Annotated in this window: 10 protein-coding genes and 2 pseudogenes; all 12 read left to right on the plus strand. The window is 71.5% G+C overall.

Annotated elements, in window-relative coordinates:
* Positions 1–226, plus strand: a pseudogene (locus tag ETU37_RS18410) (pyridoxal 5'-phosphate synthase lyase subunit PdxS); the annotation flags it as partial.
* A gap of 327 nt (positions 227–553) precedes the next feature.
* Complete coding sequence (locus ETU37_RS18415; protein WP_206054030.1) at positions 554–1,270, plus strand: RNA polymerase sigma factor; 717 nt, start codon at positions 554–556, stop codon at positions 1,268–1,270.
* Positions 1,267–1,512 (plus strand): anti-sigma factor family protein, encoded by a 246-nt coding sequence (locus ETU37_RS18420; protein WP_129988820.1) that lies wholly within the window; start codon positions 1,267–1,269, stop codon positions 1,510–1,512. The genes ETU37_RS18415 and ETU37_RS18420 overlap by 4 nt, the downstream gene beginning before the upstream one ends.
* Positions 1,509–2,168 carry a hypothetical protein gene (locus tag ETU37_RS18425; RefSeq protein WP_129988821.1) on the plus strand — a complete coding sequence of 220 codons (660 nt, stop codon included), beginning with the start codon at positions 1,509–1,511 and terminating at the stop codon, positions 2,166–2,168. The genes ETU37_RS18420 and ETU37_RS18425 overlap by 4 nt, the downstream gene beginning before the upstream one ends.
* A gap of 98 nt (positions 2,169–2,266) precedes the next feature.
* Positions 2,267–3,655 (plus strand): dihydrolipoyl dehydrogenase family protein, encoded by a 1,389-nt coding sequence (locus ETU37_RS18430; RefSeq protein ID WP_129988822.1) that lies wholly within the window; start codon positions 2,267–2,269, stop codon positions 3,653–3,655.
* Between the two features lie 10 nt (positions 3,656–3,665).
* Positions 3,666–4,898, plus strand: a complete 1,233-nt coding sequence (locus ETU37_RS18435) for a cation:proton antiporter (RefSeq protein ID WP_129988823.1) — start codon at positions 3,666–3,668, stop codon at positions 4,896–4,898.
* A gap of 57 nt (positions 4,899–4,955) precedes the next feature.
* Entirely contained in the window at positions 4,956–5,765 is an 810-nt protein-coding gene (locus tag ETU37_RS18440) for a glucose 1-dehydrogenase (RefSeq protein WP_129988824.1), read from the plus strand.
* 119 nt (positions 5,766–5,884) lie between these two features.
* Positions 5,885–6,388: pseudogene (locus ETU37_RS23980) on the plus strand (cyclase family protein); the annotation flags it as partial.
* 272 nt (positions 6,389–6,660) lie between these two features.
* The gene (locus ETU37_RS18450; protein WP_129988825.1) at positions 6,661–8,268 is read left to right on the plus strand and encodes a GMC oxidoreductase; all 1,608 of its coding nucleotides are present in this window, start codon (positions 6,661–6,663) and stop codon (positions 8,266–8,268) included.
* On the plus strand, positions 8,265–8,741 hold the full coding sequence (locus tag ETU37_RS18455; RefSeq protein WP_129988826.1) for a hypothetical protein: 477 nt from the start codon (positions 8,265–8,267) through the stop codon (positions 8,739–8,741). Before ETU37_RS18450 ends, ETU37_RS18455 begins: the two co-directional genes overlap by 4 nt.
* Positions 8,738–10,654, plus strand: coding sequence for a glycoside hydrolase family 15 protein (locus ETU37_RS18460; protein ID WP_129988827.1), 1,917 nt, complete (start codon positions 8,738–8,740; stop codon positions 10,652–10,654). The genes ETU37_RS18455 and ETU37_RS18460 overlap by 4 nt, the downstream gene beginning before the upstream one ends.
* 444 nt (positions 10,655–11,098) lie before the next feature.
* Complete coding sequence (locus ETU37_RS18465) at positions 11,099–14,815, plus strand: PKD domain-containing protein (protein ID WP_129988828.1); 3,717 nt, start codon at positions 11,099–11,101, stop codon at positions 14,813–14,815.
* The last annotated feature ends 85 nt before the right edge of the window (positions 14,816–14,900 follow it).

Consider the following 14,900-nt stretch of genomic DNA (forward strand, 5'->3'; position numbering starts at 1 on the left):
TGCGGCGATGATGATGCAGCTCGGTGCGGAGGGTGTGTTCGTCGGGTCCGGGATCTTCAAGTCCGGCAACCCGGCGCAGCGGGCCGAGGCGATCGTCAGGGCCACCACGTTCTTCGACGACCCCGATGTGGTCGCCAAGGTCTCCCGGGGTCTGGGCGAGGCGATGGTGGGGATCAACGTCGAGGAGATCCCGGAGCCGCACCGGCTGGCCGAACGCGGCTGGTGAGCTGCCGAGCGGAACGAGATGCGACCAAGCGTCTCGTTCCGCTTTCGCTCGTCACGGGGAGAACAGCGCGCGCCGCAGGGCAGGATGCGCCGACTCGACCCGTTCCCGAGGGCAGGACGCGCCGACTCGACGCCTCCCGGCGGGAGGTTCGAGCCGGCTCGGCAGCGTCGCCTCGGACCAGCGCGGGCCTGCCCCGCCGAACGAGACCGGCGCGTAGCGGAGTTCCTTCTTGTCCGTCGAGGCAGCCGGGCTACGCCGAGGACTACGGACCCAGATGGCTCCGGCTCGTCATTGCGGTCGTCACAGGTGTGGGCTTGGGATGAAGTGGTGGGAGGCCAGGAGCGCGCAGCACGTCTGCCCGCGGGCACCGCGAGGGTTCCGGGACAGCGGGAACCGCAGGAGGGCCGTGCGGCCCGCGACACCGACGAGCTCTGGGCGCTGCGTAGCGGTGACCAGTCGGCGTTCGTCGCGCTGGTGCGTCGACTCCACCCGTCGATGGTCCGGGTGGCGTCGGCATACGTGTCCTCTCCCGAGGTGGGGGAGGAGGTCGCCCAGGACACGTGGGTCGCGGTCCTGGAACAGCTGGACCGCTTCGAGGGGCGTTCGACGCTCAAGACGTGGATCTTCCGGATCCTCACGAACCTGGCCAAGACGCGCGGCGTGCGGGAGAGACGTTCGGCCCCGTTCTCCTCGTTGAACCTGCGCGGGGAGGCCCAGGGAGAGGTCGAGCCGCCGGAGAGCTTCCTCGACGCGGACCATCGCTGGTCCGGACACTGGGCGGTGCCGGTGCACGCGTGGCCGGCGCCGGACGAGCAGCTGCTCTCCGCCGAGATGGGGGAGCGCCTGGTCCATGCCCTGGACGCCCTGCCGCCGGCTCAGCGGGCCGTGGTGGCGCTGCGGGACGGCCAGTCCCTGTCGTCTCGGGAGGTGTGCGACCTGCTCGAGATCAGCGAGTCCAACCAGAGGGTGCTGCTCCACCGTGGCCGGCTGCGGGTGCGGCGGGCGATCGGTGAGTACGCCGACCGGCTGGTCGTGCGGGCATGAACCGCGACGAGGTGCGCTGCCGGGACGTCGTCGCGCTGCTGACGGACTACCTGGAGGGTGCCCTCCCGGTGGAGGACCGCGTTGCGCTGGAGCAGCACCTGCTCACGTGCGAGGGATGTACCGCGTTCCTGGCCCAGCTGCGCACGTCGATCGCCCTGACCGGCGCCCTCGACCAGGAAGAGGTCGCACCGGCACTGATGGACGCCGTCCTGGCGCTCTACCGGCAGCGGCAGTCGACATGACCTGGTACAAGTTCCTCTCCGCCGGTGCGGTCGGCCCGTTCAGCGGCTACCCGTGGCCGCCGCCGGGTGACTCACACGGGGCCGGTGAGTGGATCACGGCCAGGGACGGGCTGGAGCCCTGTCAGAGCGGGCTGCACCTGTGCCGTCCCGCCGACCTGCCGTTCTGGCTCCACGAGGAGCTCTACATCGTCGACGTGGACGGCCCGGTGACCGAGTACGAGAGCTTCGTGCTGGCGCACCGTGCACGACTCGTCCACCGCGTCCCGTGGGACCAGCGTGCCGCTCGACGCTTCAGCCGTGCCTGCGCCTGGCGGGTTCGCGACCTGGCAGCGGACGCCCTCGAGCGCACGGGACGACACGACGAGGCCCGCGAGCTGCTCGCGTGCACCTCGCTGGACGACCTGGACCGGACGGTCGGTGGGCTCGCCACCGAGGAGACGGGCTCCGCCGCCGATGCCACCGGGTACGTCGCGGACGCGCTCACCTTCGCCGGGGGCGTCGAGGGCAGCACCGGCTGGGCATCGGCCACCGCGACCACGGCGCTCGTCGCGGCGGCGGCGGCTCGTGCCACGGCCCCGGGCGGCAGCGGGCGCGGGTCCTGGGCGGCCGAGCGTCAACGTCAGGCCTCGTGGATCGCTGAGCTGGCTGACCGCTGAGGAGCCCCCACCCGACCGGCGCCACGCCGGTGCGGGTGTGTAACGAACCGCGCGGTGCGTCAGACAACGCGTCAGTCGAGAACACGCGGAGGATGGCGATGGAAGACTTCGATGTCGTCGTGGTCGGTGGCGGTCCGGCCGGCGAGGTGGCCGCAGGTCGGTGTGCCGACGGCGGGCTGCGGACCGCGCTCGTGGAGCACGAGCTGGTCGGTGGCGAGTGCTCGTTCTGGGGGTGCGTGCCGAGCAAGACCCTCATCCGGCCGGGAGACGTCGTCGCGGCGGCCCGCAGGGTGCCGGGAGCCTCGGCGGCGGTCGGCGGCCCGCTCGACCTGCCCGCGGCGTTGACGTGGCGGGACGAGATGACGAACGGCTGGCGTGACGACAACGCCCTGCCCTGGCTCCAGGAGAAGGGCATCACCCTCCTCCGGGGCACCGGCAGCCTCGCCGGCGAGCGTGAGGTCGCCGTGCACTCGACGGGTGCTGCCAGACAGGTTCGGGCGACCCGGGCGGTGATCCTGGCCGTGGGTACGCGTCCCATGGTCCCGCCGGTGCCTGGCCTGGCCGAGCTGCCGCCCTGGGACAACCGCGACGCCACCTCCGCCAAGGACGTCCCTCGGCGCCTGCTGGTGCTCGGGGGCGGCGCGGTCGGCGTCGAGATGGCCCAGGCCTTCCGTCGGCTCGGCAGCCAGGAGGTCGTCGTCGTCGAGGGTGCCGACCGGCTCATGGCGCGCGAGGAGCCGTTCGCCGGGGAGGAGCTGCGCATCGCCCTCGAGGCCGAGGACATCCGGGTCCTGACGGGCACGCCGCTGGACCGGGTGCGGCGCAAGGGCGCCGACGGACCCGTCGTCGCCACGCTCGCGGACGGGCTGCGGCTGGAGACCGACGAAGTGCTGCTGGCCGTCGGCCGACGTCCCGCGACGCAGGACGTCGGACTGGAGACCGTAGGTCTCATCCCTGGGCGGACCGTGGAGGTCGACGACGCCATGCGCGCGGTCGGCGTCCCGGACGGTTGGCTCTACGCGATCGGCGACTGCAACGGCCGCGCGCCGCTCACCCACATGGGCAAGTACCACGGCCGGATCGCCGCTGACGTCATCCTCGGCGGAGCGGTCAGGGACCGTGCCAGCGCGTCCGTCGTCCCCCGGGTCACCTTCACCGACCCCCAGATCTGTGCTGTCGGACTCACGGAGGCGCAGGCGCGCCAACGCGGTCTTGCGGTGCGGGCCGTCACCTACGACATCGGCGCCGTGGCAGGGGCCTACGTGCTCGGCCGCGGCATCGCCGGCACGGCGAAGATCGTCGTCGACGAGCGCCGCCGCACGCTGGTCGGCGCGACGTTCACCGGCCCCGCGCTGCAGGAGCTGCTCCACTCCGCGACCGTGGCGATCGTCGGCCAGGTGCCACTGGACACGCTGTGGCACGCGGTCCCGTCGTTCCCGACAGTGAGCGAGATCTGGCTCCGGCTGCTCGAGACCTACGGGTTGTAGGCGGCTCACCATGCCTGATGTCTCGTTCGACAACCTCGTGATCGTCTCGCTCATCGCGGTCCTCGCACCGCTGCTGCTGGGGTTCACTCCCGGGCTGCGGATCCCCGCCATCGTGCTGGAGATCGTCGGCGGGGTGGTCGTCGGGCCGTCGATGCTCGGCTGGGTCGAGGTGGACCTCCCGGTCTCCATCCTCGCCCTGCTCGGCCTGACCTTCCTGCTGCTCCTGGCGGGACTGGAGATCGACCTCCACCGGTTGCGCGGGCGGCTCCTCACCGTCGCGCTCGTCGGCTTCGGGATCACGCTGGTGCTGGCCCTCGGCGCCTCGCTGGGGTTCACGGCCGTCGGCTGGCTGTCGAGTCCGCTCATCGTGGCGGTCGCGCTCTGCGCCACCGGCCTGGGCCTGATCGTGCCCGTCCTCAAGGACGCCGGTCAGGCCGACAGCGACGTGGGCCAGACGACGATCGCGGCGTCCTCGGTCGCGGACTTCGGCGCCGTGCTCCTCCTGTCGTTCCTGTTCTCGATGTCCGCCACCAGCACCGCTGCGCGGCTCGTGCTCGTGCTGGCCTTCGCGCTGCTCGTCGCCCTCACGGCGTACGTGATCACCCGGAGCGGACGCTCGATGCGCCTGAGCGACGTGGTGCTCAGGCTCCAGGACACCACGGCGGAGATCCGCGTCCGGCTCACGGTGCTGCTGCTGGTCGGCTTCGCCGTCCTGGCCGAACGGTTCGGGCTCGAGAGCATCCTGGGTGCCTTCGTGGCCGGAGCGATGATCGGGGCGCTGGACAAGGACTCCTCGACGCACCCGCACCTGCGCACCAAGCTGGAGGCGATCGGCTACGGCTTCCTGGTCCCGGTCTTCTTCGTGACCAGCGGACTCCGCCTGGACCTGACCGGTCTGGCCGAGGATCCCGGCGCCCTGGTCCGGGTCCCGCTCTTCCTGCTGGCCCTGCTGCTGGCCCGCGGCGTCCCGGCCGTCCTCTACGTCTCCGCCTTGGGACGTCGGGCGGCACTGGCCGCCGCGCTGCTGCAGGCCACGTCGCTGCCGTTCATCGTCGCCGCCACCCAGATCGGCGTGGAGACCGGCCGGCTCAGCCCGACGAACGCCGCCGCGCTGGTGTTCGCCGGACTGCTCTCGGTGCTGGTCTTCCCGCCGGTCGCGCTGTCGCTGCTGCGCGGCGCCGACTCCCGAGGCGCGTCGCCGGCGGTGGACCAGACGGCTTCTCGGTCGAGCGAACCGCTGTAACGCGAACGGGGTCCCGATCGACAGGACTCACGACCACCCAGCTGCAGGAGGCGGACCATGCGAGGACTTCGAGGCAAGAACGTGCTGATCACCGGTGGCACCTCGGGGATCGGCCAGGCCATCGCCGTGCGCTTCGCGGAGTACGGCGCGAACGTCGCGATCAACTACGTACGCAGCGCGGACGAGGCGGCGGACACCGAGGAGCAGGTCCACACCTGTGTCCGGAAGGTGAAGGAGACCGGCGTCCGCGACGTGCTGGTCAGGGGTGACGTCTCCAAGGAGGACGAGGTGGTGGCGATGGTCGAGGACGCCACCGCGCAGCTCGGTGGGCTCGACGTCTTGGTCAACAACGCCGGCATCCAGATCTCGCGGCCCTCGCACGAGCTGGCCGTCGACGACTTCGACAAGGTGCTGGCGGTGAACCTGCGCGGTGCCTTCCTCTGCGCACGCGAGGCGATCCGTCGCTTCCTCGACGCACAGAAGCCGGGCGTCGTGATCAACATGTCCAGCGTCCACCAACGGATCCCCAAGCCGCAGTACCTCGGGTACTCGGTCAGCAAGGGCGGCATGGCCAACCTGACGACGACGCTCGCCCTGGAGTACGCCGGTCGCAACATCCGGGTCAACGGGATCGGCCCCGGTGCCACCATCACGCCGATCAACCGTGGCTGGGTGGACGACCCCATGAAGGCCGAGCAGGTCACCAGCCACATCCCGATGCCACGCGCCGGTACGGCCGACGAGATGGCCGGCGTCACCTGCTTCCTGGCCAGCGACGACGCGGCGTACGTGACCGGGCAGACGCTCTACGTCGACGGCGGGCTCACCCTGTACGCCGACTTCCGGGAACCTTGGTCCTCGGAGTGACCGACGTGGAACAGCCCTGGTGGCCCTCACCGTTCGGTGCCGAGGACCAGATCGGCATGCTCAACCACGTCACCGACGCGAAGCGGCGCGACGCGCTCGCCCTCGTGCGGACCGGCCGGATGTACGACCTCGGCCGGGTGCTCGACGAGAGCGTGCCGGTGTTCCCGGGCCGGCACTTCCGGCAGACGCTGGTCACCACCGCCCACCACGTTCACGGTTCCGCCGGCGGTCTGGGGGACAACCGGGTCAACTGGGTCATCGAGACGGTCTCGGCCACGACCCAGCTCGGGACCCACCTCGACATGCTGAACCACCTCCAGATCGGCGACCGCGGCTACAACGGCTTGCACGTCGGCGAGCTCGCCGAGAACTGGGGCACGAGCAAGCTCGGGGCCGAGACGGTGCCGCAGCTGGTGACCCGCGGCTGGCTCGTGGACGCGGCGTCCGTGCGCGGTGTCGCCGGGCTGGACCGGGGCGACGTCGTCACCGTCGACGACGTCCGGTCGGCACTGGACGGTCGCGAGCCGGAGCCCGGCGACGCGGTCCTGTTCCACACCGGCTGGGGTCGCCACTGGGGCGATGCCGACACCTACCTGGCGGGAGAGCCGGGTCCCGGCCTGGACCTGGCCTGCTGGCTGGCCGACCACGGGGTGGCGCTGACCGGGTGCGACACGTGGAGCTGCGGGCCGGTTCCCGCCGAGGACCCGAACCGGCCCTTCGAGGTCCCTCAGCTCCTCAACGTGCGCCACGGCGTCTTCGTCGTGGAGAACCCTCGACACCAGCGAGATCGCGGCAGCGGGCCTGCGGGAGTTCGCGCTGGTCCTGACCCACCCCAAGCTGCGCGGCGCCACGGGCGCCTGGACCTCACCGATCGCCCTCGTCTGAGGAGGAACCCATGGACAACCACTACGACGTCGTCATCATCGGGACCGGAGCCGGCGGCGGGACCCTCGCGCACACGTTGGCCCCGTCGGGCAAACGGATCCTGCTCCTCGAGCGCGGGGACTACCTGCGTCGTGAGCCGGAGAACTGGGACAGCCGCGCGGTCTTCGTCCAGGCCCGCTACAAGGCACCGGAGGAGTGGTACGACAAGGACGGCCAGCCGTTCCACCCCGGCGCGCACTACTTCGTCGGCGGCAACACCAAGGTGTACGGCGCGATCCTGTTCCGGCTGCGTGAGCGCGACTTCGGCGAGGTACGCCACCACGCGGGGATCTCGCCCGCCTGGCCGTTGTCCTACGCCGACTTCGCGCCCTACTACTCCCGGGCCGAGCGCCTGTACCACGTGCACGGCGAGCGGGGCTCGGACCCGACCGAGCCCCCGGCCGACGGGCCGTACCCGTATCCGGCCGTCACGCACGAACCGCGGATCCAGCAGCTCCACGACGACCTGGCTCGCCGCGGGCTGCACCCGTTCCCGCTGCCGGTCGGAGTCCGGCTCGACGAGTCCGACTGGGAGCACAGCGCCTGCGTCCGCTGCAACCGGCTGGACGGCTTCCCCTGCCTGGTCGACGGCAAGGCCGACGCGCACGTGGTCGCCGTACGACCCGCCCTCGAACACCCGGGAGTGACGCTGCTCCGCCGTGCGCGGGTGGAGCGCCTCGAAACGGACGGGACCGGGCGAACCGTCAACCGGGTCGTCGTGGACCGCGACGGGGTCCGCGAGGCCTACTCCGGCGACATCGTCGTGGTCGCCTGCGGCGCAGTGAACTCGGCGGCGCTGCTGCTGCGCTCGGCGAACGACCGGCACCCGGACGGTCTGGCCAACTCCTCCGGCGTGGTCGGCCGGCACTACATGTGCCACATCAACTCGGCCCTGCTCGCCCTGTCCAAGACCCCGAACGACACCCGCTTCCAGAAGACGCTGGGCGTCAACGACTACTACTGGGGCGCGGACGACTACGAGTACCCGCTCGGCCACATCCAGCTCCTCGGGAAGACCGACGGCCAGATGCTGCGAGCCGGGGCGCCGAGGCTGACGCCCGGCCCGGCGCTGGAGCTCGCCGCCCGTCACGCGATCGACTTCTGGCTCACCACCGAGGACCTGCCCCTGCCGGAGAACCGGGTGACGGTCGACCGGCACGGACGGATCAACCTCAGCTACACCGACCGCAACACCGAGTCGCACCAACGGCTCGTGGCCAAGCTCCGCCACCTGCTGCCGCACCTGGGCTGCCGGGACAGGTTGCTGCCGAACACGTTCTCGCGGGACGCGCGGATCCCGATCGCCGGCGTGGCCCACCAGTGCGGCACCGTGCGCTTCGGGACCGACCCGGCGGAGTCGGCGCTCGACGTGAGCTGCAAGGCGCACGACCTCGACAACCTGTACGTCGTCGACACCAGCTTCTTCCCGTCCAGCTCCGCGGTGAACCCGGCCCTGACGGCGATGGCCAACTCCATCCGCGTCGGCGACCACCTCGCCGAGCGCCTCGGCGTCAGTCTCGCGCCCGCCGTCCCCGCGCAGGTGGCCGGCGAGCGAGTCCCGACCGGAGCCGCACGATGACTCCGGCACCGGTCCTGCGGCGGACGGCGCAGGGGATCGGCGCCGGCGTTGTCGCCGGGCTCATCGGCACCGCGGCCATGACGGTGTCGAGCGCCGTCGAGGCCCGGGTGCGAGGACGGCAGGCGAGCACGGCGCCCGCCAAGGCGGCCGAGCGCGTGCTCGGCATCGACCGCTTCGCCACCACGTCCGCGGAGAACCGGTTCAGCACCCTGGTGCACTGGGGGTACGGCACCGGCTGGGGGGTCGCGCGCGGCGTGCTGGGCGCCGCCGGGCTGAGCCCGACGGCCGCTGCGCCGGTGCACTTCGCGGCCATGTGGGGTGGCGCTGCGGTCATGCTCCCGAGCCTCGGCGTCGCGCCGCCCATCACCCGCTGGGGCTCAGAAGAGGTGGCCATCGACGTCTTCCACCACCTTGTCTACGAAGTCGGCACGGGGCTCGCCTACGCGCTGCTCACCAACGGGAGGAACCCATGAGCACCACACCGATCGCCGACCACGCGCTTCTCTCGGACTGCCACTCCAGCGCGCTCGTGAGCCGCGACGGGTCCGTCGAGTGGCTGACCTTCCCGCGGTTCGACAGCCCGTCGGTCATGGCTCGCCTGCTCGACGACGACCGCGGCGGCCACTGGGCCATCACGCCGGTCGGCGCGTACGAGACCACCCGCCGGTACCTCGACGCGACGATGGTGCTCGAGACGACCTTCACGACGGACTCGGGGACCGTCGTGCTCACCGACGCGCTGGCGATGGGGCCGGACGAGCAGGGCCACAGCCTCGGCAGGTCCGTCCCGCACCTGCTGGTGCGCGACCTGACCTGCACAGCGGGTGCGGTCGAAGTGCAGGTCTCCTACGCTCCCCGACCCGAGTACGGGCTCGTCGTACCCCTGCTCTCCGAGGTGCCCGGCGGGGTGACGGCCCGCGGTGGCGCGGAGTGGCTGGTCCTGACCACCCCGGTGCGCCTGGACCTGGCCGCCAGCGTCGGCACCGGCCGGGCGCGGGTCGAGGCAGGGCAGACCCTGCGGTTCGCCCTGCACCGGACCACGCTCGAGCAGACGCCGGCCCACGTGTGGTCCGACGACGACCTGCGCGAGACGCTCGACCGCACGATCGCGGGCTGGCGGTCCTGGTCGCAGCTGCACCAGGCGTACGACGGCCCCTGGAAGGAGCTCGTGCACGCCAGCGGCCGGGTGCTGAAGGCCCTCACCTTCGCCCCGAGCGGTGCGGTCGTCGCCGCCGCGACCACGTCGCTCCCCGAAGGCGTGGGCGGCGAGCGCAACTGGGACTACCGGTACTCCTGGGTGCGTGACGCCAGCTTCACGATGGAGGCGCTGTGGGTCGCGGCCTGCCCGGACGAGGCGGACGACTTCTTCGCGTTCATGTGCACGGCGGCCGCTTCGGGTGTGGGTGCCGACCAGGCGCTGCAGATCATGTTCGGCGTCGGCGGCGAGCACGACCTCTCCGAGCGCACCCTCGACCACCTGGCGGGCTGGCGGGACAGCCGACCGGTGCGGGTCGGCAACGGTGCCTGGAACCAGCAGCAGGTCGACGTCTACGGCGAGCTGCTCGGGGCGGCCAGCCGACTGACCGACCAGCTGCGCCACCTCGACGCGGACACTCGCGCCTTCCTGGGCGCCCTCGCCGACGCCGCCGCGGTGCGCTGGCGCGAGCCCGACCAGGGGATCTGGGAGGTGCGGGGCGACCCGCAGCACTTCCTCTACTCGAAGGTGATGTGCTGGGTGGCCCTGGACCGGGCCATCGCGATGGCCGGGCTCATCGGGGACGAGTCGCGCGTGGAGAGCTGGCGCCGTACCCGCGACGAGATCGCCGAGACCGTCCTCCGGGACGGCTGGAGCGACACGGCCGGTGCCTTCACGCAGTACATCGGCACCGATGCCCTGGACGCGTCCAACCTCATGCTTCCCATCGTGGGGTTCCTGCCCGCTCGCGACCCACGCGTCCTCGCGACCATCGAGGCGATCGACGAGCGGCTCACCGACCACCGCGGTCTCGTCTACCGGTACCGCACCGAGGACGGGGTGGACGGCCTCGCCGGCGAGGAAGGGACCTTCCTGCTCTGCACCTTCTGGCTGGCCCAGGCGCTGGCCATGGCCGACCGCGTCGACCGAGCACGTGAGGTCTTCGAGTCCGCCGTCCGCTACGTCAACGACGTGGGCCTGCTCGCCGAGGAGATCGACCCCGCGACGGGCGAGCTGCTCGGCAACTTCCCCCAGGCCTTCAGCCACATCGGACTGGTGAACGCGGCCTGGGCCATCCACGAAGCGGAGGACCGGCTCCTCGGCACCCAGGACCACGTGGGCGACACGCCGGTGCCCCCGCAGCGAGCGGCCGCGAAGGACGGCGGCACGCGAGTCGGAGGACGGCACTGACTCAGGAACGGCGCACGTCCCGGACGGACGCCCCACCTGCTCGCGTCACCCCGTGGTGTGAGGTGACCCGCGCGCAGGTGGGGCGCCCTTGCGTCGCCCTCGCCGTCCCCACCCAGGTTCGGACAACGTCCCCCTGACCTTCGTGCTCACGACGCTACGTCGGCCGTCGCCCTCTGCGCCATGAACCGTGCGGGTTGGCCCGACCCGACCATCGGGCCTGACCGAACGGTTCTGCCCAGTCGGCCGACATCGGTGTATAGTCCCGCCCGGTCCGGTCGCCCGAGGTGGGTCTGGCCAGCATCAGGATCTCGCCGCTCTTCCTTGTTCTCCTGCACGTGGGCCTGACTGGGTGTGCGCCGCGTAACCCCAGGTCGGGGGCGTCGTTGACGTGTCGACCGCACCACACCCCGGCGGCGGCCATCCCTTCGTCACCCGAGGATGCTCATGTCTGTCACCCGTCGCAGGCGTCTGCGGGGAGTCGCGGTCACCACCGCGATCGCCGCTGGGCTCGCCACCGCCCTCAGCACGGTTCCCGCCGCTCAGGCGGGACCGTCGACCGTCCTCCCGTCCCCGCTCGCCGCGCAGTCGCTGGGCGTCCCGTCCGAGGGCAGCGCCGGCAGCGTCCGGATCGAGAACTCGTTCGTCAGCTCGCAGGGGTGGGTCAAGCCCGACTCCGGCGTCGCCGAGGAGGGTAAGGACGGCAAGTACCCCTCGCGGATCATCCTCACCAACGACGGCGGCACTGATGCCCCGGCCACGGTGCAGCTCAGCGCGCCGGTGGGCACCACGTTCCTCGACGCACGAGGACCCGGCTCGCGGACGCTGTCCGCCCGGTCGATCAGCTGGACCGTCACGGTCCCGGCCGGACAGACCTCGACGCTCGTCGTGGAGCACCAGGCCGACACGCTGGCCGAGACCCCGACCCTCGTGTGGCGCGACCTGTCGACCACGGCGGTGCTGACCGTCGGCGGTGTCTCCGCCGCCCCGGTGCTCTCGCACGGACCGAAGGTGATCCCGCCGGGTGAGGCCTACGACACCGCGAAGTACGGCGACCGCCCGTTCCCGGTCGTGCCCGTCCAGTACACCGACCGCAGCTATCAGGCCGGCAACAGCGGCGACGAGCTCGAGGCGGTCATCAACGATCCCGCGAAGCCCGGCTCGACGTTCAACCTCTTCCAGGAGATGTCGCTGGGACAGCTCTACCCCGAGGGCACGGTCGGCTCCGCCGGTATCGCGACCGAGGACTTCACGTACGGCCCGGGCTTCGAGTTCAGCCACGTGCAGCCGGGCCAGACCTGCACCGGCGGTCTGACCTTCGGCGACTCCCCGGCGTCGGTCCAGGGCACTGCCCTGTACCCGACACGGATCACCGACGGGGTCTACAACCTGCCCGGCAACACCGCGTACTACGGCGCCGACGCCAACGGTTCCGCGCTGGTCGGCGCTGTCGCCGGAGTCGGCGCCCTGCAGCAGATCGACGGGGGCTGCGGGTCGCCCGGCAAGCTCGTGTACGACGCCGCCGCGATCGCCGACCCGGAGATCGACTACTCCGACTACGATACCGACAAGGACGGGGTCGTGGACTTCTTCATGGCCGTGTTCGCCGGCTGTGGCGGCAACGGCTCCTCGCAGCTGAGCGTCGCCGGCTGCGACTACACCGATGCCCCGTACGACAACGTCTGGCCGCACTCGTCGTCTCTGGAGTTCTACTACTCCGACCCGGTCACCGGCCTGCCCGGCTACACCACGGACGACCAGCTCAAGGACCTCGAGGGGCGCCCGCTCTGGTACACCGACGACACCTACTCGCAGAAGACCACCGTCGACAAGGGCGACGCCCTCAAGGTGCTGGTCCGGGTGGGGCCCTACAACGTGAACCCCGAGACCGCGATCGACAAGGCGAGCGTGATCTCGCACGAGTACGGACACTCGCTCGGCCTGCCGGACTTCTACTCCACCGGGAGCCGGGAGACCTACGGCGACTGGAACCTGATGGCGACCGACAAGTCGCAGAACATGGACGTGTTCTCCCGCCAGGAGCTCGGCTGGGTGGTTCCCACCGTGCTGCAGCCGGGCCAGACGCGGCAGGTGGACGGCTGGACCGACTCCAAGCAGGACACCGACGCGATCGCCTGGCAGACCGCCGACGGCACGCCGTACACCCTGCGTGAGGGCCAGGACGGCGTCCAGCGGGTCCAGAACTCCGAGGCGTACGTCGCCAAGCTGCCCGGCCGGCAGCTGCTCGACCCCGCGAAGTTCGACACCGGCGACAAGGCCAGCAAGACCCACGCCTGGTGGTCCGGGTCGGGCAACGACTTCGGCTGCGCACCGACCGGCGGCCGCAACCTCGACCTCAGCATCCCCGAGCTCGCCACCGTCGACCCCGACAGCACCGTCACGCTCGAGATGAAGTCCCTGTGGGACATCGAGTGGGACTACGACTACGGCTTCGTGATGACCACGACCGACGGCGGGGACACCTACACCTCGCACGCCTCCGACAACGGCTACACGACCTCGAACACCGACCCGACCGCGGGGAACCCCAACCAGAACGCCTGCCAGACGCAGTACGACAACGGGCTCACCGGCACCAGCGGCTCCTACAGCGACGGGACCGAGGTCCTGGACCGCAAGGCCGGCAACACCCCGCCTGCGGTCTTCCTCTCCGACAGCTTCGACATCAGCGACCTGGCCGGCGAGGCCGAGGGGGCGCTCCGCTTCAGCTACGCCACCGACCCGGGCCTGGCCCGGCCCGGCTGGTTCATCGACGACGTCAAGGTCACCGTCACCGAGCCGGGCGGGACGCCGCGCCAGGTGCTCGTCACCGACTTCGAGTCCTCGGGTGGCCCGTCGGACGACCGCGTGTTCAACGGCGGCTGCCGCGAGGACCTGACCACCGCCTCCCGGTGCACGCCCGGATGGCAGTACCTCGCGGCCGGCGCCGAGGCACCCGCCGACCACGCGTACTACCTCGAGATGCGCGACCGGTCCGGCTTCGACCTCGACGGCAAGGGCCAGATCGACCGCGACCCGATCGGGTTCGCCGCCGGCCTCTCCATGGTCTACACCGACGAGGCGCACGGCTACGGCAACGCCGGCGTCGACGACCCGCCGGCGCAGTCCCCGCTGGACAGCCAGCCCGACCCCGGCAGCGCCACCCCTGACCTGAACGACGCGGCGTGGACCGCCGCGGCCGGCGACTCGAGCTTCACCGACTCCGGCGTCGGTCACGTCGACAACTACACGACGCCGACGACCAACGACAAGGGCGAACCGTCCGGCGACGGCCTGTGGCACCTCCAGTACGACTGCCTGACCTTCGACGTCACCCGCATGACCGGGAACGACGACGGGCCGGCAACCTCCGATGGAGACCTCACCGGCGACGTCCTGTTCGACCTGGGCACAGGCTGCGGCCGGTTCGACTACGGCTACACGCCGGCCACGACCTCGCCCAGCGGCACGGGCGGCGACACGGGGGACTCCGCCTCGGGCGGCACCGCGGCCGGCGCGGCCTCCGGCTCCGCGCCCACTGCCCGGGCCAAGGCCAACCCCCGACGGGTCAAGGTCAAGGACACCGTCCGGTTCACCGGCGCCGCCTCGACCGACCCCGATGACCCGAAGCGGCTCAGCTACAGCTGGGACTTCGGCAACGGTGGCTCGACCCAGGACGCCACCGGCGTCGATGTCAGCCACCGGTTCACCCGGGCAGGCATCTACGACGTGCGACTGACGGTGACCGACCCGCAGGGCCACAACGCCGTGTCGACGGTGACCGTGCGCGTCAGCAAGCAGTGGGACTGCGGCAACGAGCGCATCGACCGTGGCGGCAGCTGGCGGGTGACCGCCCGCCCGCAGGCCCGCGGAGGACACGCCTGCGACAGTCGCGGCGGCTCGGGCGCGCTCTCTGCCAGGTTCACCGGTCAGCGGCTGGCCTTCGTGTACGGCAAGGCGCGCGACGGCGGCCGGGCCACGGTCTTGGTCGACGGTGAGAAGGTCGGCGTGTTGCGCTTCCAGAGCGATTCCGCCAGGCCGCAGTACCGCTACCGGCGCAGCTTCGGTGGCCTCGGTGGCGGCAGCCACACCGTCCGGGTCGTCCTGACGAAGGGCGCCGGCCACATCGACGACCTGGTGCTCTTCGGTCGTCTGCTTCGGTGAGCCGGACGGGGCAGGCAGCGACGCGCGTCGATCAACCCCGAGAAGGAGCCACGGTCGGTCGGCTCGACTCCTGGGGGTCGCGGTC

Origin of the sequence: Nocardioides iriomotensis (genome assembly GCF_004168035.1) — a bacterium.
Lineage (GTDB): Bacteria > Actinomycetota > Actinomycetes > Propionibacteriales > Nocardioidaceae > Nocardioides_B > Nocardioides_B iriomotensis.